General features: G+C 32.4%; 18 protein-coding genes and 1 pseudogene. 1 reads left to right on the top strand and 18 read right to left on the bottom strand.

The features are described 5' to 3' along the window. Positions 1-172: 172 nt before the first annotated feature. The gene (locus J7I96_RS26970; RefSeq protein ID WP_214924021.1) at positions 173-2,632 is read left to right on the top strand and encodes a SpoIID/LytB domain-containing protein; all 2,460 of its coding nucleotides are present in this window, start codon (positions 173-175) and stop codon (positions 2,630-2,632) included. Positions 2,633-3,204: 572 nt separating this feature from the next. Here J7I96_RS26970 and J7I96_RS26965 read toward each other — a convergent pair. From J7I96_RS26965 to J7I96_RS26880, 18 genes and pseudogenes are all read right to left on the bottom strand, one after another. Further along, on the bottom strand, positions 3,205-3,429 hold the full coding sequence (locus tag J7I96_RS26965; protein ID WP_214924019.1) for a plasmid partition protein ParG: 225 nt from the start codon (positions 3,427-3,429) through the stop codon (positions 3,205-3,207). A 579-nt stretch (positions 3,430-4,008) separates the two neighbouring features. Next, a complete protein-coding gene (locus J7I96_RS26960) occupies positions 4,009-4,494 on the bottom strand; it encodes a hypothetical protein (protein ID WP_214924017.1) in 486 nt (161 codons plus the stop codon). A 297-nt stretch (positions 4,495-4,791) separates the two neighbouring features. Continuing rightward, positions 4,792-5,385: a type III toxin-antitoxin system CptIN family toxin gene (gene cptIN, locus J7I96_RS26955; protein ID WP_214924015.1), complete on the bottom strand. Its 594-nt coding sequence runs from the start codon at positions 5,383-5,385 to the stop codon at positions 4,792-4,794. A 253-nt stretch (positions 5,386-5,638) separates the two neighbouring features. Continuing rightward, positions 5,639-6,607 (bottom strand): DUF3991 and TOPRIM domain-containing protein, encoded by a 969-nt coding sequence (locus J7I96_RS26950; protein ID WP_214924013.1) that lies wholly within the window; start codon positions 6,605-6,607, stop codon positions 5,639-5,641. Between the two features lie 11 nt (positions 6,608-6,618). Further along, a pseudogene (locus J7I96_RS28945) lies at positions 6,619-7,148 on the bottom strand (metal-dependent hydrolase). 196 nt (positions 7,149-7,344) lie between these two features. After that, positions 7,345-7,620, bottom strand: a complete 276-nt coding sequence (locus J7I96_RS26940; protein ID WP_214924010.1) for a hypothetical protein — start codon at positions 7,618-7,620, stop codon at positions 7,345-7,347. A gap of 10 nt (positions 7,621-7,630) precedes the next feature. Further along, positions 7,631-9,760, bottom strand: coding sequence for an ArdC-like ssDNA-binding domain-containing protein (locus J7I96_RS26935; RefSeq protein WP_214924008.1), 2,130 nt, complete (start codon positions 9,758-9,760; stop codon positions 7,631-7,633). Continuing rightward, positions 9,753-9,971, bottom strand: coding sequence for a DUF5511 family protein (locus J7I96_RS26930; RefSeq protein WP_214809949.1), 219 nt, complete (start codon positions 9,969-9,971; stop codon positions 9,753-9,755). Before J7I96_RS26930 ends, J7I96_RS26935 begins: the two co-directional genes overlap by 8 nt. A 111-nt stretch (positions 9,972-10,082) precedes the next feature. After that, complete coding sequence (mobP2, locus tag J7I96_RS26925; protein WP_214924005.1) at positions 10,083-11,651, bottom strand: MobP2 family relaxase; 1,569 nt, start codon at positions 11,649-11,651, stop codon at positions 10,083-10,085. A 21-nt stretch (positions 11,652-11,672) separates the two neighbouring features. Further along, on the bottom strand, positions 11,673-12,071 hold the full coding sequence (locus J7I96_RS26920) for a hypothetical protein (protein ID WP_214924003.1): 399 nt from the start codon (positions 12,069-12,071) through the stop codon (positions 11,673-11,675). Positions 12,072-12,098: 27 nt separating this feature from the next. After that, a complete protein-coding gene (locus J7I96_RS26915) occupies positions 12,099-12,407 on the bottom strand; it encodes a hypothetical protein (protein ID WP_214924001.1) in 309 nt (102 codons plus the stop codon). A 226-nt stretch (positions 12,408-12,633) separates the two neighbouring features. Further along, entirely contained in the window at positions 12,634-13,467 is an 834-nt protein-coding gene (locus tag J7I96_RS26910; protein ID WP_214923999.1) for a coiled-coil domain-containing protein, read from the bottom strand. Between the two features lie 20 nt (positions 13,468-13,487). Then, complete coding sequence (locus J7I96_RS26905) at positions 13,488-13,760, bottom strand: DUF5513 family protein (RefSeq protein WP_214923997.1); 273 nt, start codon at positions 13,758-13,760, stop codon at positions 13,488-13,490. Positions 13,761-13,783: 23 nt separating this feature from the next. Next, on the bottom strand, positions 13,784-14,434 hold the full coding sequence (locus J7I96_RS26900; RefSeq protein ID WP_214923995.1) for a conjugal transfer protein: 651 nt from the start codon (positions 14,432-14,434) through the stop codon (positions 13,784-13,786). A 30-nt stretch (positions 14,435-14,464) separates the two neighbouring features. Further along, a complete protein-coding gene (locus tag J7I96_RS26895; protein WP_251029264.1) occupies positions 14,465-15,583 on the bottom strand; it encodes a bifunctional lytic transglycosylase/C40 family peptidase in 1,119 nt (372 codons plus the stop codon). Between the two features lie 29 nt (positions 15,584-15,612). Beyond that, positions 15,613-16,614 (bottom strand): ATP-binding protein, encoded by a 1,002-nt coding sequence (locus J7I96_RS26890; RefSeq protein WP_214923993.1) that lies wholly within the window; start codon positions 16,612-16,614, stop codon positions 15,613-15,615. 19 nt (positions 16,615-16,633) lie between these two features. Beyond that, positions 16,634-17,269 carry a hypothetical protein gene (locus J7I96_RS26885; RefSeq protein ID WP_214923991.1) on the bottom strand — a complete coding sequence of 212 codons (636 nt, stop codon included), beginning with the start codon at positions 17,267-17,269 and terminating at the stop codon, positions 16,634-16,636. Between the two features lie 14 nt (positions 17,270-17,283). Then, entirely contained in the window at positions 17,284-18,405 is a 1,122-nt protein-coding gene (locus tag J7I96_RS26880) for a tyrosine-type recombinase/integrase (RefSeq protein WP_214923989.1), read from the bottom strand. Between the last annotated feature and the right edge of the window lie 546 nt (positions 18,406-18,951).

Here is an 18,951-nt window from a genome sequence, read left to right as displayed (position 1 = left end):
AAATATCCATTAACTTTATGGAACTATCCTGCCCCGTTGGTTTATGTAGAAACCTTCACAATACAATATAGCTCGGTGGGACCCCTAAAATAGTAAAATATCGATTGATGGTATCGTTATGGATGGTATACTATTATTTAAATATTTTTCCAAATTTTGAGGAGGTTATTCAATGAAAAAAGTACGAAATGGAATATGGATGTTTGTTACAGTCGTTCTTATGCTATCTTTTCTTCCGGAAATATCTGTTAAGGCGGCAGCCGATCCAATCATTAATGTCAAATTAAAAGGCTATCTTGGTAACAAATCCGAGATTATCGTTGAACCGGAAGTCACGTACACTACGAATCTAGCAAATGTAAAACTAGAATCGAACAAGAAGTATACGTTGAGGGTCAGCGGTACGGAGATTGTTGTTCTAACAGATTCAAAAGAAGTGGGCAAAGCTTCTGAGATTGAAGTGAAACCCGAAACAGGGAACGGTCCACTTTCGATTAATGGCCGTTCATACTTAGGAGGTTTCCGCTTTATTATGGAAGATGGAAAATTCATCCGCCCCTTTAACTCGATTGGCCTTGAAGATTATTTAAAAGGGGTCGTTCCAGCTGAAATGCCGGCTTTATGGAATCAAGAAGCCTTAAAGGCACAGGCTGTTGCGGCTAGAACCTATGCAATGGGCTACATCAACAGAACGCCCGATGACACAATTAGTTACCAGGTATACGGTGGCTACGCTTGGCACGAAAATTCAACAAAAGCTGTTAAAGCAACAGAAGGTCAGGTCATTGGTTATGGTGATAAACTACATATAGGTTCAGATGCTCTTTTTTCCTCTAGCAATGGAGGAAAAACCGAGTCCAACAAAAATGTTTGGGGCGGCACAGAGCGACCATATTTAATGGTCAAAGACGATCCATATGATCCGCAAACTGTGTGGAGTTTTAGTGTGAAAAAGCAACAAATAGACCTTACAAACTTAGATCTGACAAAAGCAGATACATGGTGGGCGAATACGAAGGAAGCCGAACAAACACAAGAAATTTCTAATATAAGAGCATGGCTACAGACAAATGGCTATACAGGTAATGACATTAAAATTACGGCTGTCCCTTTCCTATCCCTTCACGCACCAACAAGTGGCGGCAGGGTGAGTAAAGGAAGTATTACGATTGAATTTATAGTGAAAGAACAGGGGAAAGCGCTACAGCAAAGTGTAATATTAGAAGACGTAACGGCTTCAAAAATTAGAGCAATTATCGGTCTGAGCTTCATGAAAAGCTATTTAGTAGACAAAGTGGATACTACAACGGATACGATTAACGTTTCAGGAAAGGGCTTCGGCCATGGTGTCGGACTAAGTCAGTATGGCGCGAAAAAAGCTGGCGAACAGGGAAATACGTATCGTGATATTCTTGCTGTCTATTATGAAGGGACAAGCTTAAAACAAGCGTATAAGCCAGAACCTGAGGAAGTAGAACCAGTAAAGCCATCACCGGCACCAGTCATTCCAACGCCAATCCCAACACCAGTTCCAGATCCTGCACCTAAAGATGAAACAGCACCAACGATTAAAGATATAAAAACCGATTACGATTCTAAAACAAACCAAGTCAAATTAACCTTTGATACGAATGAAAAAGCGAATGTGACAGTGGAAGTAAAGGATGAAAAAAAACAAGCCCTCGCTTCTCTTGTCAAAGGGGACGAAAAGCCGTCAGGATCGCAATTAGCCGTTTGGGATGCATCAGAGGTAAGCAACGGTTCATACACCTTTGAAATTACAACGATTGATAGTAGTAATAATACAAGTTCAGCATCGGTTCCATTTACATTAACAAAGCCTGATACAACGGCTCCAGTTATTAAAAATACAAATACCTCATATGACTCAAAAACGAATAAAGTTTTTCTGAAGTATGAGATCAATGAAAAAGCAAAGGTTATCGTTCAAGTAAAAGACGCAAAAGGTAAAATCCTAGCTACTCCGATCAATAATGTAGAGAAAAATGCCGGTGTTCAATGGACATCGTGGAATGTCTCGAAGGTATCGAATGGTAAGTACTCATTTGAAATTACAACGATTGACAGCAGTAAAAATAAAAGCTCAGAAACGGTTCCATTTACATTAACAAAACCCGATATATCGGCACCTTCCATTAAAAATATAAAAAACTCATATGATTCAAAAACGAATAAAGTTTCTTTGAAGTATGAGATTAATGAAAAGGCGAAGGTCACCGTTCAAGTAAAAGATGCCAAAAGCAAAACCGTCGCGACACTGACCAATAATACTAATAAAAATGCCGGTGTCCAAAGTGCATCATGGGATGTATCAAAGGTATCGAACGGAAAGTATACGTTTACCATTACAGCGATAGATCCAAGTAAGAACAAACGTACAACGACGACTTCCTATACATTAAACAAACCGGCATCGAAGTATATGACTGGTAAGGTCAATGCTACAAAGTTAAATGTCCGTTCCAAACCATCCACATCAGGGAAAGTTCTTGGCTCTTTGAAGAAAAACCAAACCGTTACCGTCATTACTAATAGCAGTTCTTGGTACAAAATTAAGTACGGTAAGGAAACAGGTTATGTATATGGAAAATACTTAACGAACGTCCAATAACAAAAATCTATCCATGAAAAGCCCAAATCAATATTTGGTGAGCACTGAAAAAGACCTTGATTATTTAAAAGCCTAAAGTAAACCAAAAAATTAAACCTTTATAGTTAATTTGGCAACCTTGAGGGCATGAACCGATAATCTACTTGGTTCATGCTTTTTAAATTGAGCTAAGTTCGTTGGTCTCTCGAACTCCCTAAGTCAACCCATATTACTTATGAACAAAAAAGACACGCTCTAAGAAACTTTATGAGATTCATGATCATTAGATTTATTCGCTATTGCTAACGACCTTTTTAGGGCTTCCTTTGCCTATTATAAAAACTACCTCTCATGAGTCCTATATCAAATTTAAATATTCTAGCGAGGTTCACTCCCAAATAAATCTAGGTTTATCCCCTAAACTTACAAGTACCATCCTTATATATTCCATACTCATATACTTGTTACTGGGTTAAAGATAAAAAGCAGAACAAGATTGAATAACTTGTTCTGCTTTTTATAAATCTATTCTGAAACTACAGGTGTCAATCAGTATCACTTATTTAATCTTCGACCCTAAGCAATTCATCTTATTAATCTTTAATAGTTTTTTCTATATCACTGTTTTTTATATATTGTGTAACGGCTTTATTTACTAGGTCTGTAATAGTAATGCCCGTTCCTTTTTTTGCTACATACAACTTTAATTTATAGTGCAAATCAGCATTTAATTTAACTACTTTTGTTTCTGCAGCCTTTGTCTTTTTTGCAAATGTACTTTCCACGTTATCGTTTTGTTGTCTATCCGAAAAACTCATTAAATTTCCACCTTTTTTTATTTCTTTTCAGTTTAATTGGCCATTCGCTTAATTATTTCCTAGAACACTTAATTTGTACATTTTAAGTGACTTCCTATCTTTTCTTCGTATACCCTCTAAATTAAAAACCGTTTATTCAGTCCGTGAAAGTTATTTGGATATGTTTTAATATTTTTTCAGTTAATTCATTTGAGAATCACTAACGATTTACAAAACCTTCAAACTGTACTTGTGATAGTAATATAAGCTATGAAGGGATTTAAATTAGCAACAGTAATTACTCTGGATCTCTCTTCCTTATCATATAATAACTTACCTAGAGACTTGGCTACTTACCATCGGGCGAAAGAAGATTATGTTTTAATACCATAATAATAATTACCTAATAAAAACATTATAATATATTAGTTACTATTTTACATTTAAATTCGTTTCTGTTTTTCATTTCATTAAAATGTCACCTCTGGATCTAATGGTTATTTATTTACACTATTTAAGTCTATAACTAATGTCACTTTGCAGACATTAAAATCAGTGGCACTGCTTACTGGTAACGAATCAACTGTAACCCAATGGTTGCTAATTAAGTTCTTCTTGTTTCAACTTAATCATTGAATTGATTTTCTCCCTATACTTCTCATTAGTGAAAATTTCTTGCGTAGTCGTTGAATGTAATTTTGCATGTCTAGAAAAATTAGTAGACACCAGCCATCGACCACAATATGGACATGGAAGCTGTCCATCTACTTGCCATTGTGTCGTTATGAATCTATTTGTATTGGAGGTACTTCTTTTTGTTTCTTTTTTGACTATTTCTGTATTCGCTTCGACTACATAATCATTCATTTTGTATTCATCTGAAATTGCTAATTCTTCTGATTCACTCACTTTCCCTGTCATTTCACGCTCTACTAGTAGACAAATAGCTTCACTGATAGATAGACCGAGTTCGGCACAATAACCTTTAAAGTCACTGTATAAGCTTTCTGGAAGGCGTGCGGTTAATACTTCTGTCTTTTCTTTTCTTCTCCGATTCCGCGCGAATTGTTCTAAGTATGTTGTCATGTACTCCCCTCCTAAATCCTCTTACTGATTTTATTCGGTATACATCATCTTATTACCTTCACATCACCATGTATTTAATTTCATGGCTATAAAATCCTTACGTAGTCTTATAGTTATACAAACAAAAATAAACTATAGTTAGAAGTTAGAAAGGGCTAAAAATTCAAAAATATAAAGTTGCTGGTTGGATGCTCTTTTTATATAGTACATAAATACAGTTTTACAGGTATACAGGTTACTCTATTAATAAGTTTTCTCTCCCTTAAAAATCATTAAGAGGAAGGGGTCATATATATTTTATCTTTCTTTATTTATATGCCTTCTTAAAAATTCTTTTCGTCTCATTTCCTTATTTCCACCTGAATTTTCTTTGCTGACGTCTTCATTTGTTAGCTTTTTTTCGTTTATTTTATCTATATTCAACTTTTCTAAGAGTTGGTTTTCTATTTCCTTTACATTAGGTTGGGTTGGCATAAATTTAATACCACGATCTATTAGATTCTTAATTCTTGAAGCCTTATTTTCTATAGTTTTTATATCCTTTTCATTTACTAATCTATAAGGATTTCTATTTACAGTATATTCTTTTTGAATATAATCTTTTGTTGCTGGAAACATATCTTGTATAACGAAAGCTTGTTTCCTAGAACCAACATTACATATATGAGCAATATCACAAGGTCTACCTTTTGATTCTCTATTGTCAATTATTCTTTCGAACTTCTCTATCCTGGAAGACAAGGGTATGAACCAAAGAATTTCTTTATTATCATCTTCAAATACAAAATAATTCGGCCGAGATTCGCCTTTATTATTTTTCAAATTTGGATCTGGAAAGTCTTCAAAGTATTCATCTTTAATTGTGTATATAAAATGTTTATTTGGATTCAATTTTTTCACCATATTTCCTAGAGCAAAAAAAAGAAGCTAGAGAATTTTTAAAATTCTCTAGCTTCTTTTATAACTCAATATACCTTACAAGCCCTGATTTTATTAATCGCAGGCGGGGTTTGCGATCCCTTCTTCTTAGTCGTCATTAGGAAAAACGACTCCTTTTTTATTAGTCGCTTAAGGAGTAGCGACAAACTTACCGTATTTAATATAACAAATATTATATATTCCAACTCAAAAAATGTCAATAAAATTAACGTTCTAATTGCTTTTGTTTATATATTCTCTTTTTTGATTCTTCTCGATTTTTAACTGTCAATTTTAATTGTTCGTTCCAATCCTTACCTTTTGTCGGCAGTTCTTGTTTCATCGAATACGAAGTACCATCCTTTCTTTTAACTTCTAACAAACTTAACTTATCGACAAAGGTTGTTCCTGCCTTATCATTATCTACACAAAGCGAAACACTCTCTGGTGTGTCCTTTAATTGCTCTTTTGCTTTTAATACATAATTATAAACAGTATTATGCTTCAAACCTTCCATACTGATTAACCAGGTATCCTTTAGTTTTTTTTTATTTAAGGTAGCATGGCTAAGAAGATCAATAGATGATTCAAAAAATTTTAAGTGTTTGGGTTCTCCATTTTTTACATTGAATCCATAATTAGCAGTGGAATTTTTGTGTACGGACTTCCAAGTTCCTCTTTTGAATTTTTCGGATTTAATGGTACCTTGTTCGCTGCAACCCATTATATTTTCGTAATCTTTCCAAAGAAAAAGTACGTTATTATATTTGTCTTGTTTAATTAACCCTTTATCATGTAAATCATCTACTAGTTCTGCATCAATTTTCCTTACATTTATTAAGTAATCTCTAGCTTTATCGAATTTCTCAACTTCTTTTTCAGGCGAATATTCATAAGGAACAACTACAAACTCTACATTTTCATTTTTTTGATAATCGTGGTTTTCATCAAGCAACTTATTCATAGCTCCCATAAAGTTTGTTTCTTCAACTTCTTGAACAAAATTGATGATATTTCCACCTTTTCCTTTACTATTCCAGTAAAAAACATTTTTTCTTCTGTCTATAACACAGCTATCATGCTCTACCAATCGGTAATATCTTTCATTATCACTTTGTACATCAATGCTATTTTGATCACAAAAATCAATAATATCTATTGTTTCAGCTTTTTTTATATCTTCTTTTGTATACATAAAATCCCCTCCTATTTAATCAAACCTATAAGCGATTTAGCTTGATTTATTAAATTTCCTAAATCTCCGGTTAGATTAAAACCTGTAAAGGAAGCGATACTAAAATCTAATGTTTTTATTTGTAGTATCAAAATTAATACACTTCCAAGAAAGATAAAATTTTCCACAATACTTCCAGTTCGATACCAAACAACACCCATTCCAGATTGAAAGCATTGATCTGATAAAGGAGTTAACCATTTAACCCCTGATTTACTGAAACTGTCCTCAACAATGTGTAATATATATCCCAGAATGAAATATAGGCCTATAATAGCCTTAAAATCGGATAACCCTACCATTAGACTATTGTTAAAAAAACGATTAAAATTCCCGCCAAAGAATGCGTTATACCCCTATGACCAAAAACCTTATTTAATACATCTGAAATTCCTCTTGTTCTGCAGCCTATCCACGAATGAGGTTCATCTATATCTGGAAATACAGCTCCAAGGGCCACTGCTAAAACACTTCCTATGGTCAATGTATCTGTAGCTGCCATTATTGGTAATGTCGCAACTAATGATGTTGCAAAGTGTGTTCTATACTGCATTTTTTCCTCCTTTTGAATCAAAAAAGGCCACAAGAACTTAATCTGTGACCTAAACGTTATTTATTTGATCCTTTTCAAAATAAAAAGGAACCATGTAAAAAGGCTCTCATTATCTTTCTTGTTTAATTTTTTTGTTTTTGTTAATTTATTGTTCCAATAAAATAAGGAGTGGTGGTCCTTCCCAATGACTTTGAGCTATTTCACCTAAAGTAACTTTTGATCGGCCACTATCTAATAAGACATGATTAAATGATAACTCTTTGCTTTGAAAGTAATAAAATGCCTCATCTCTATTCATATTGAATAAACTCATAAAATAAGTTTCTGCTTCATGAATATCGCCAGCAGCTACCACTTCTTTTTCCGTTACTTGAAAAAATTTAACTTTATCAATATTTACCTCTCCAAATGAATCCTCCATTTTGGTAAAATCACCTCTCCATCTGATGACTTAAGGCCATTTGTGCTTTTTTACTAATATCAGTACTTAATTGTAAGTTGGATAAATTTTGTTTATTATCTAAACCTAATCTTTCGTTTACTTTTTCAAAGTCCTTAATACCAGGATTTTTTAATACGCCATGTTTTTGCATTCGTTCATTAAAATCTGTTTTATTTTCACTTTTAGCAAAAGTGAAATCTTTAATGAGTTCCTGATTATATGAAAAATGACCATTCGTTTCCTGTGCTTGAGCTGCAGTTACAATGTCTGAAACTGTACCCAACTTTACAGGCTGCGATTGGCCATTATAGTAATAATATATGTTTTTGTTATCTACGATTGGTTCTGGTTCTTTACTGGTCATTTCACTTTGATCTACATCGTAAAAACAGGTGGTCCTATAATTTTCTTCATCATCTGCATATAGTTCATTCCATTCTTTATCTGTAAAAACCAATTTATGAGCATCCTCTGATAAAATCATCCCACTTCTAAAATGAAAATATCCTTCGTCTTGTGCAATTGCTTTGCCAGAAAGGTCACAGTGAAGTACTTCATCCTGATCAATAGGGAATACTGGATCTTCCTTTTCTATTGGTTGGAAATCACCAAATTTCAAGTGTTGATTACGCCATTGATCAAAATGTTTACTTTCTTCTACAGCAAGGTGATTATACCAATTTTCTTCGAGTTTTACGATCGTTTCTTTGTCTGCTAACTCATTATCCTTAATGTGATGTAAAGGGTGTACATATTCTTTACTGTCATATTTACCACTGAATGATTTAATTTCCCCGTCTTCTGGAATAGCTACTGTATATATAACCTCAGCATATTTATATGGTTCAATATCTTGACTATTCACTTCGCCAAATGACCTGAAATCATCTGACACACCATGTAAATACATTTTAGGTTCATCAAATTTCACTTCACCATGTGCTTCTTCATATTGATAAAGTGAACGATAAGTTAAGTATTTGTTAAAGTCTTCAGGGTTACTATATTCTAACTTCCTCCAAAACTCCGTATTTTCTAGATCTAACTTATCAGAGGTTAACCCATTATTAGACTGAATCAAAAATAGTTTATCATGATACGTTTCCGGTTCTTGCTCTGCTGTTAATTCTTGTTCTTTTTCATGCGAAATAACCGTATCCATTACTTCAATAAATTCGGCTGCTGTTCTATGGACACCTTCCATAGCCTTTTGTTTATTCTCTAATTTTTGGCCATTATTAGTCCACTTAGCGATATAAGGAATAGCTTTTTCCGATGTATCCATACCATAGTGCTTACAAACAATATAGGACGTTAATTCAGCTTGAAACTCTAATGTAGATGTATCGCTTGAATTCCTTATTTCGCTACCTAAATAGTGCATTTTGGCGTGTGCCAATTCATGAATGGCTGTAGCTAAGTTTTGTGTAGGTGTATTTCTACTGTTTAATAAGATCTCTTTATTAGTTGTATCTAAAGTATCTTGAATGAATGCCCCTTTTGCTGCTCCTAACTCTGTTTGACCCATTTCTGACATTTTCATATCTCTTATTTCAATGTCTAATCCTTTCGCAACAGCTTCTATTCCTTTTAATAACTGTGCTGCATTATTGCCATCATCAATTTCAAAATTATATTGTCTATTAGGAAATATTTTGGGTAAATCTTCAATCGGAGCATTAGTTTGAGATATATCAAAAACATGGCCTTTATTATAGTTATTTACCCTTGTTGTAGGAATCTTTCCTTCTTTTATTAATTGCTTTTCTTCTTTTGTTGCAAATTTTATTTGCTTTCTTTCTCCATTAGCATCTTTAAATAAAGTAACCGGAGCATAACTTAAAATTTCAATTCCTTTTTCCCCTTTATTAACTGAATACCCTTTATCCTTCCAGTCTTTGAAACTAGCTACTGCAATAGCTCCTTGAAATTGGTTCTGAATCAATGACATATTATTTAAAGAATAAGAATGAAATCTTGATAAAAAGTCAGCATATTCTAAAAGACTTTCGGGAGAAGTACTATACTTTTCAATCTCCACAAAGACTTTCTCTGAAAGATCTTTAATTTCTTGTTTTCTTTGTTCACTCGTTTTACGACTATATTTAGGATTAGCCAACGATAACACCTCTCTTTTCGTCATATTCTACAAAAAGAAATAGATTATTTATAACAGCTTCGTCAAAGACTTCAGCATAATATTTAATTTGCTCATCAGTTACTGATACTTCATTTCTTTTATTAAAAATGTAATTCGCTAAAACTAATACATTATTTTCCGCATCAATTTCCTCAATCATAAATAAATCTCCTTGTGATTGCATTTCCATATTTTATCCTCCTTTTTTGTTACATCATCCTTTTTATATCGGTCTTTCAATCATGATTATCACCCCCTAAAATGATTTATCTTGAATTCATAATATATCTTATATAGTTATTTATAATCTATTTTTTTGCTGTTCCCAGGCAATTCTTTGTTGCATTTGATCGAAATCTTTTTCAGCTCTATACTTATCAAAGTCATCATTAATGGCACTTTTCAACCGATTAATATCTTTATAACTCATAATAGGCTTATGATTCTTTTTACTAAGATAACCTTTACTTTGAACTTCAGTTTTTGGAGATTCATTTAGTTTATGAATATCTTCCTTAACTTCAATACGAACTTTATTCATTGGAGGTTCATTTATTTCCTTATAGGTGGACCGATTTTGATTAAGGGATTCACTGTGTCTTTTCAACTCTTTTAAAAACGAATTACCCAGTCTTTTTTGAATATCCTTCTTTTTATTTATTGCATATTCTTTTTCGGAGCGTTCCGAATCACCAAATATATCTTTTCTATAATTACTTTCTTCTTCCGTTCGTTCAAAATACTCTTTGTAATGTGGATTATCTTTCATAAGTGAATCAGTAATTTTATCTATTTTATCTCTTGTGTTTTCCGAAATATATTTACTTCCATATTGCCAATATTTTTTATTTGAAGGTAATTCTTCATATAAATTTTCTAATAATGTTTTTTGCATTAAATTATCTTTTTGTTGATATGTATCTTTAATATCTTGGACAAGTGTATTCCTTAAAAAAGATATTCTTGAAAGTTCAACGGTACGATTAACAAGAGCATTAGCAAAAACACTTTTCATATTATCAATGGTCTTTTGCTTTCTCTTCCCTTTTGGAGCTAAATATTGTACCCCTTCTTCCTCTACAGAAATTAACGGCCGAGTATTTTTTGTTTCCACAGTTCCATAATGAATATGAATATGATCGGTATTTCTGTGAATGGAAGCGAACCAATAACCGGATTGTATGTCTTCATCTTCAAACATTTTATCCATCATCTTATGACTGGCATGTCTAATTCTTTTTTCATCCAACGTATTTGTTACTGGATCATATATCTTTTCTTTTATTAAGAATTCCGTATCAAAACTAATAACATCTTGATAAAAGACAGAACCATTGTTTTGTGCATTTTTGATTATTTCATTAACTTCGCCTATATCCTTTGCATCCATTTGTTCTTTGTTTATAGAGAATACACCATCCTTTACAGAGTGACTATTTATATAAGCATTCTCATTTGATGTATCATAACGGGCTGCTCTTTTTTTTACTACCTCTAGTTCTTTCTTTTCTATATCTGTTAAGTCTTTCTTTTTTTCTAAAGCATATTGTCTACTCATATATGAAATATATTTCATATAATCTGCATCATCATTGAACTTCTCTTTTGATTTAATGATTTTTTTTGCTTCCTCTTGTCTTTCTGATAACTGTTTTTCATCACCCTCTGAAAGATATGAAACTCCTTTCTTCATATCGTAGTTTTTTACAGCTTGATTAATCCTTTCTAATTCCCTTTTTTCTTCATTTGTTAAAGAAGAAACTCTTTCTTTTAACGCTTCTTTTCTCGTCATATATTTAACATAATTAGAAAAACTTTTTGCATTCGGCGTTGTAAATTGCGATGTTAAAATTATGCCTGGCTTACCCATTGCATTTCCCTCCTAATAATCTCAAAGAAAGTTACGAGAGAATGTTTTGTTTGGTGTTTTGTTTGGTGTATTTGAACTTGATTTTACCGTTGTAGAACGTTGTATATTACCTTCTACATTCTTTTTAGCATCGGCATAGATATAGGTATCTACAGCTTTACCAATGGCCTTAACATCTTTCGCATGGAATCCACCAGCGACCATTTCCGTTAACATATCTATACTCTTTGACATAGAATTGATTTTCCTTTGAATTTCTTTATTATCGTCAGAAATTGACTCATCTTCTAAAGATAAAATGGCGTATCTAACTGCATCAGCATAATTTTTAATACCTGGTTTATTTTCAATAAGGTCATTCATAATATCTATATGTGTTTGAGTAAAACGAACATGCTTACTTATATACTGTTGAACCATAAAGAACTACCCCTTCCTCAATTACATTCATAACTTACCTACTTGTTCCTCAATATCAATACCACTTGCCAAAAGGTGAAATAAGCGATTATTACTATTAATAAATTCTTGCAGCTTATCAGTTTGACGATCTAACGTATGAGCTAAACTATCAACGGCCTGGTCAAACTTATCTTCCTTTAATTTTGTTAATCTTAATTCACAGTCATTCTGAATTAACATTTTTATATATTCATTCCTGCTAAATTTTCTTCCTAATTTTTTAGATAGATCAGCTGCCTTTTGATCAATTTCTTTTATATATAGAATGTCCACATTTGTAACTTTGATATCCATTTCTTCACTCATTTCTTTCAAGATCTGTTATTTAGGAAAAGAGCATAAGGAAACTCGGTGCCGCCCCTTCTAAAAAGGGGGGCAAACAGGCTGTGCCTGTTGAGTTTCTTGTCTTTCTGATTAAGTGTCAATTTATCGTCAATAGGTATAGCACAGGTATAGTCTTGGTATAGTGACGGTATACCAGAGGTACACCGAAATATTCATATAGATAAAGACTTTTTTTCTATAAAGAAGCTCTTTTTTCTTCTAACAATTTAATTTTTTTATTTAATCCTTCGACTTTTTGGACGAAGGTATCTATATCATTTTGATGTGTTTGAATGGTTGTTTTATAACTATTAATATTATTTTTCGTTTCAAATTTTTCTTCATCGGTTTGATATTGCATATCCAATTCCAATTCTGCTATTTCTTTTTCTATTTCATCTATTGCCAATTTATTCGATTCAATTTCCTTTTCATTCAAGGTGATTTCATCTTTTAAATCCTTTTGTTGAAAGGTTATATATTCAATTTTAAAATCTCTTTCATTCCCTTTTTTAAGTTGATTATTTACAATTTTTTTGGATTCATTGATATAGATTTTTACACTTCGTTCCTCCAAATCGTCATATTGTTGTAGTTCTGGATGAACATACTTCGGGACGATTGTAGATGAGAGTACAGAGAATCCTTTAGGAATGCCCTTAACAATAACCACAAAGTAATGATCATTTATTTGGGTTATTTCTGTTTTTAATTGCTCCTTACTGTCTTTAATATACCTACTATTAATTTCATATTTTATATCCGAAAAAGAGGCTACATTTGTCGAATTTTTTACCGAGAAATCCATTCTCATGAATTGTTTTTCGGGATTAAATTCTTTTTTCACTAATGCAATTTGTAAGTTATTACTCAATGTCTTATACTCATTAATTTTTGCTTCTTCATAATTATAAGATCCTCCTGACAATATGGGAGAAATAAAAATGATGCAAAATCCAAGAATAAAAGCACCAAAACTTGAAGTATATAAGGCCTTTAAACTCATTTTTTTACGACTGTTTTTTTTCATTAAACTCTACCTGGCCTTTCTTATAGGCATTCTGATTCCCTGCTTTTTTTTACGATTTTCACACTTAAATCTATATTTTGATATTTAACGTTTCTATATTTAGTTTTTCCGTCTTCATCTTTTTTTGTTTCTCTAATAAGTAACCAAACAACCTTTTCTCCATAATTCAAATCAAACCATTCAGTTTTAATTTTTCTTGTTAAAGTTGGTTTAACATTATGATAAAAAATTAAATAACAACCGTCTTCTGAATAATCATGTTTAGGAATTAAATCATCGATAGTAGTAATCAATTTGTATTTCCACCCCTTCTATATCAATTAACTGGATAATAGACATAATTTTTAACTTTAATGGTTCCATCATCTTCTGTTTGCATTTCCATATAAACAAAACTTCTTACTTTAGTTTTTCCCTCTGTACTTTTTGCTTCATATGTAATGTCTGCTAGTATTTCGCTACTCTTTTCTTCTTTATTAGTATCGTCAATATACAAATTCAGATCGGTAATTTTAGAAGTAAAGGTAGGGTCGGAGCTTAATTGATTTTCTGAATCAGATTTAACCATTTCCGGGGCCACTTTATCCAATAGGTTGTCTGTGGTTATTGGTTTTATTTTTTCTCTACGTTCTTTTAATTGGTTGGAATCATAATTTAAATAGGCTGTAATAAACTTCCTTGCCACATCTTTATTGGCCATTTGACTTTCTAATTCTGTATTCGATATTTTTTCTTTAACTCCAGGATCGCTATTCTTTATATCAATTGTTAAATTTTTTATAGTATCTTCAAGTTTAGAGATTTTTGAATCTTTTTCTTTTAACTCATTACTTATATGTGTTTCTACATTACCCTCTTGGGAAAGAATGTTTTTAAATAGAATGGCGTTAAGGATAAGTGATCCAATTAAAAAAAGAACTATAATGAATAGTCCTTTAGGAAATTTTTTTTGTTTTGAAATATTCATTTTTTTAATCCTCACTTTCTATTCTTATTATTAATTAACTACTCTCCGAATACTATCGAAGTGCGACATCCAGTACGAGCTTGTCCAATAATGATAACCAATACCAGACCCATTTGAGTCGTACATTCTTGTTTGGTCAACATAAATGCCAACATGACTTATATGATTGGGCCCTCCATATGTTCCTTTAAAAAATATTAAATCACCTGGTTGTGCTTCTTCCTTTGGTATTTCTATTGTTGCTTTCCACTGATCAGCAGCAACTCTAGGAAGGGAAATACCGGCCTTCTTATACGCCCATTGCATCAATCCTGAACAATCAAATCCAGTGTTTGGAGTGGAGCCACCCCATGCGTAAGACCACCCTTGATATTTTAATGTTTCACTCATAATCGTTTGATAAACGTCGCTTCCGATAGGTACATCAACACTTCCAGCACCTACATATTGTTTAACTAAATCGGTGTAATAAAAATTACCGCCATTTCTATACAAATACGTTTTACCATATGCTTGTGAAACCGCATTGACATATGAATACGTTGTACCACTATGGTTTCCTAAACTCGGTGCAACAACCGTTCTTGAATAATCTTCAGCAAGATCAATCGAATGTGTTTTATTTTTAGAAGCAAGATAACTTACGTAATTACTACCAAAATTATAACTTTGAACAATAGCCAAATTATCAGTAACTCCCAAAGAATCAGCTAATGCTTTAACATTTTTTAAATACTTTACTCCTTGTTTAATACTATCTATGGGGTCTGTGAAACCATTGGGTCCTAACCCAGCACTTTCACTAGATTGCATGATATCTTTCCCTTCACCCCTCGATTCCACTTCAATTATAGCCATTATATATGGCACCAATTCAGGTACTTCTTGTCTTTCTGCTTCTCTTTGTACATCATCTAACCATCTTAATGTAGTCTCTGATAGATTTAACATACTGACTCCATCTAAAGAACCTCGATCATAGGAAGCCCCCCCAAATAATCCAATGGCCATAATAATAATAATAATAATAAAAAATAAGGAAAGAGCTATTAGTAAAATCTTTAAATTAAAAATCGAGATTAATAATTTTATAGCTTTAATAAATTTAATCGTCTTACCTATCGTCCTTAATGAACTATCATTCTCCAATCTAATTTCTCCTTTTAAATACTTGGTTATTATTGACCGCCTTTAAATCTGGCTAATTGATCATTCTCTGGATCAAATGTAACTGTATATGAGTCACTTGAAGAAGTTTGTACAATCGCTTGACCAACTTTTAAATTGGTTAACATCTGATATTCTGTATCAGTTAATGAATCGCCTAAAACTTCTTTCATTCGGCCCATAACGGAATTATCCAGGTAAAAGAAAACTTTATACTGTGTTAATTCAAATACCGTTTTTATTATGGCTACACTCTTATCACTTGCATTTTCAGGCAATATTTCATTTGGGGATTGAGTTGCAAAAAATACGCCTGCGCTAAACTTACGCATTTCTCGTTCAAAAGAAACTACATATTCAACTGCAAAAAGGTTATTTGAATTAATAATGTTATGGCACTCATCTAATAAAACCATGAAGTATCTTAATTCTTCATAAGTGACTTTACCTTCTTCTAACAACCGTTTCATTTTACGACCATTTTTTAATGCGTGATTCCATATAAGAGTAAGAGCAGTAAACAACTGACAATTAAATACTTCTTTATCTAATTGAGATATTCCATCTATATCAAAAAATACAATTTGTTCATTTTCAACATTTTCAATAGTGGAATGCCCGTCAAACAATGGAGCATATTGGCCAACCATTTCATCAATCATTATCTGAAGAACCTCTAACGTTCTAACACGTTGTGGAGTCGGATTCTTATATTTTATTGAACGGAGATATTGACTAAATTCACTTAGTGTTGGATAGTATTCTGGTTTAAATCCTGTTACTTTTACAGCATCAGGCTTTTCAATATAGTTTTTAGTAAGAATACCTTTGTAGATATAAAATTGTCTTAGCAGCCCTTTAAACTCTGTTAATTCGATATCTGTTATTTGTGGATTTAGAAATCTCACCATATTAGCTAATTTTGATAAATGTTGCATAAAAGAACCAAATTCATCGACATTTTCACCGTTTACATCGGTCTTGGTAGCAAATATTTCTAAGGGGTTTATCATTCCACCTCCACCAGAGAGGTCAATGATTTTTCCGTTTATGTAAAACACGAACATCCCATTTGTCCTTTTCAAATTCTTCTCGGTTGTCTGTGTATTGAAATAACATATTATAAATTCTTCTTAAAATACCTGCTGCTGGTGTTTTTTCAACCAAGTCTTTTTGAATTATCTTTTGTCTAAGCCGATGAGTAGTAACTCCATTTTCATTCAACCAAAACAAATACTCTCGTTCTACTTTATCAATATCCAAATCCAATAAGGATGTTAACTCAGAATATTTTTTGTTTAAAAACTCAGCCATTTTGTTTAATGGGAATTGATAAGCGTTAAAAGCACTACTAATTGTCCATAAATCGTTAAAGAGTTGTTGATAATAAACATATTTAACTTCTAAGTTGATTGTAGGGTTGGTGAATCTGAAAAAAATATTTTTATTGGCATAGTTATAGTTTGATACTAATTCCTCAAACTGTTTTATTTCACCGATAAAATGGATATTCCACTTGTCATTCACTAAGAAATAGGGATTGTTTACTTGTGCAACTGTAACCGAACCATCTTCATGTATTGTTTTTTCGGGAAAGATGGATAGAATATTTTTTAAGTCTTCATGAAATCCTTGTTCTATCACAAGAATTTTCTTCGTTTTTTTCATCAAGTAACTCCTTTTCATTCCTTTTTCGATAAATCAAATTCAGATTGTGCCTTTTCCCAATCCTCACGGATTTCTTCTTCCGAAGGATGAAGGTATAAGTTCATTGTTGTTTGAATTTGAGAGTGTCCTAATCGTTCTTGCACTTGTTTAATATCCTTTGTTTTCTGATAGAATTTCGTGGCGTGCGTATGGCGAAATAGGTGAGGATGTAAGTTTATCCCTGTTTTCTTTTTAAGACGCTTAAAAAGGGATTCTACGTTCCAATATTCCATTGGTTTCCCAACATCTTTTCCTCGTAGTTTCACAAAGACAAAGTTTGAATCTAAATCTAATTCGTCAATCACTTCATACAAGTAGTCATCATATAAATCCATTAACGACTGTGATACAAAAATTTCCCGTTCACCTGTTTTTAGCTTTGCTCCGTTTTCTAATTCTCCTCGATCTACTAAACGAATCCGATGCCCTCTTTGACGGTCAAATATAAAATCCTCCATGAAAAGAGCGAGAGCTTCTCCAATACGCAATCCCGTTTCAAATAATAATTGAATTAAGAATGCATCTCGTATGTTAGTGGTTGCTTGGAATACTTGTTGTACTTGTTCTTTTGTAAGTGTACCTACTCTTTTGCGTGGTTCTTTTAATTTAAGTACGTTTCTGATTGATAGCTTGTCATTATTGACATGATGCAAGAAACTTTTGTAACGAGAGTGTCCCCCTGTAAACACTTGTTTCATTAACTTTTCCATCATGTCATTTTGTACTTCTTCATTTCGAAATAAGTAGTCATATAAGTTTGCTATAACTGTAATTGTAAGATTAATTGTTTTTTCCGTTCGCTTTGATTTCACTTGCCGAAGTGGAGTAACTTTTGAATTCTCATAAGGACTTCTTAACCACCCCACAAACTCCACTAAATCTTCTAACCTAATATACTTATAATTTTTGTGAGTTTCTTCTAAATAGGTAAAAAAATGTTTTAGGGAATAACAGTATGTTTTTTGAGTATTAGGGCTTTTACTTGTCTTATCTAAATACTTTAGATATTTCATAACTGGCATTACAGGGAATCCCTCTCGGTCCAGTAATATGTATCTCTTGTTGTTATTCTCTAGGAGAACTTCTTGTACCCTCATAATATTCACCTCCCCAAAATCCATATAACGCTCGGTCCGAAAACCTCGCTACGTCCTCCACCCCTCTAAAACAAACGTATGTTCCTGTTCATCATATACATATTAGACTATATTTTCAATATCTAATTAATAAATCTAATTTGTATGAAAAAAGAGGATATATGCTCATATATTGAACATAATATCCTCTTATTAGTTTAGTCTACTTAAAATTTAATCGTCGCATCTTTTTTATAAACATCGGGTCTTTATTTCAAATCTACATCTGTTTCAATCATACCATTTGACACCTTTTTATTTGTGTAAAAAATGGAAACTTCTTTATGCAACTAACCTCCCTCAATAAACTAAACACAATCTCACGATTGCTCTAGAATTCTTCGAATTTCATAGTCATATCATTAACAGTTATTTATGTAAGCTCGGCATCACTCCTCAAGGGTAGGGATTTATCGAAAAAAGTGTATGCTAAACTAGCCAATTATAGGAAAAAATTGGTTTAAGCAATGTTATGATCGCACTTTAGGATATCCACATGTCTCATGG

The organism is Bacillus sp. ISL-78 (assembly GCF_018613455.1).
Taxonomy (GTDB): domain Bacteria; phylum Bacillota; class Bacilli; order Bacillales; family DSM-1321; genus Peribacillus; species Peribacillus frigoritolerans.
The sequence above is the reverse complement of the archived record's forward strand: the minus strand, read 5'-3'. Positions and strand labels throughout refer to the sequence as shown.

What these genes read in the sequence shown, in the direction of transcription:
- J7I96_RS26965 (WP_214924019.1), bottom strand. Translation starts at nt 3,429, where the DNA reads ATGAGTTTTTCGGATAGACAACAAAACGATAACGTGGAAAGTACATTT.
- J7I96_RS26970 (WP_214924021.1), top strand. Translation starts at nt 173, where the DNA reads ATGAAAAAAGTACGAAATGGAATATGGATGTTTGTTACAGTCGTTCTT.
- J7I96_RS26920 (WP_214924003.1), bottom strand. Translation starts at nt 12,071, where the DNA reads ATGGTTCAACAGTATATAAGTAAGCATGTTCGTTTTACTCAAACACAT.
- J7I96_RS26910 (WP_214923999.1), bottom strand. Translation starts at nt 13,467, where the DNA reads ATGAAAAAAAACAGTCGTAAAAAAATGAGTTTAAAGGCCTTATATACT.
- J7I96_RS26950 (WP_214924013.1), bottom strand. Translation starts at nt 6,607, where the DNA reads ATGTATACAAAAGAAGATATAAAAAAAGCTGAAACAATAGATATTATT.
- J7I96_RS26940 (WP_214924010.1), bottom strand. Translation starts at nt 7,620, where the DNA reads ATGGAGGATTCATTTGGAGAGGTAAATATTGATAAAGTTAAATTTTTT.
- J7I96_RS26890 (WP_214923993.1), bottom strand. Translation starts at nt 16,614, where the DNA reads ATGATAAACCCCTTAGAAATATTTGCTACCAAGACCGATGTAAACGGT.
- J7I96_RS26915 (WP_214924001.1), bottom strand. Translation starts at nt 12,407, where the DNA reads ATGGATATCAAAGTTACAAATGTGGACATTCTATATATAAAAGAAATT.
- mobP2 (WP_214924005.1), bottom strand. Translation starts at nt 11,651, where the DNA reads ATGGGTAAGCCAGGCATAATTTTAACATCGCAATTTACAACGCCGAAT.
- J7I96_RS26880 (WP_214923989.1), bottom strand. Translation starts at nt 18,405, where the DNA reads ATGAGGGTACAAGAAGTTCTCCTAGAGAATAACAACAAGAGATACATA.
- J7I96_RS26885 (WP_214923991.1), bottom strand. Translation starts at nt 17,269, where the DNA reads ATGAAAAAAACGAAGAAAATTCTTGTGATAGAACAAGGATTTCATGAA.
- J7I96_RS26900 (WP_214923995.1), bottom strand. Translation starts at nt 14,434, where the DNA reads ATGAATATTTCAAAACAAAAAAAATTTCCTAAAGGACTATTCATTATA.
- J7I96_RS26930 (WP_214809949.1), bottom strand. Translation starts at nt 9,971, where the DNA reads ATGGAAATGCAATCACAAGGAGATTTATTTATGATTGAGGAAATTGAT.
- J7I96_RS26960 (WP_214924017.1), bottom strand. Translation starts at nt 4,494, where the DNA reads ATGACAACATACTTAGAACAATTCGCGCGGAATCGGAGAAGAAAAGAA.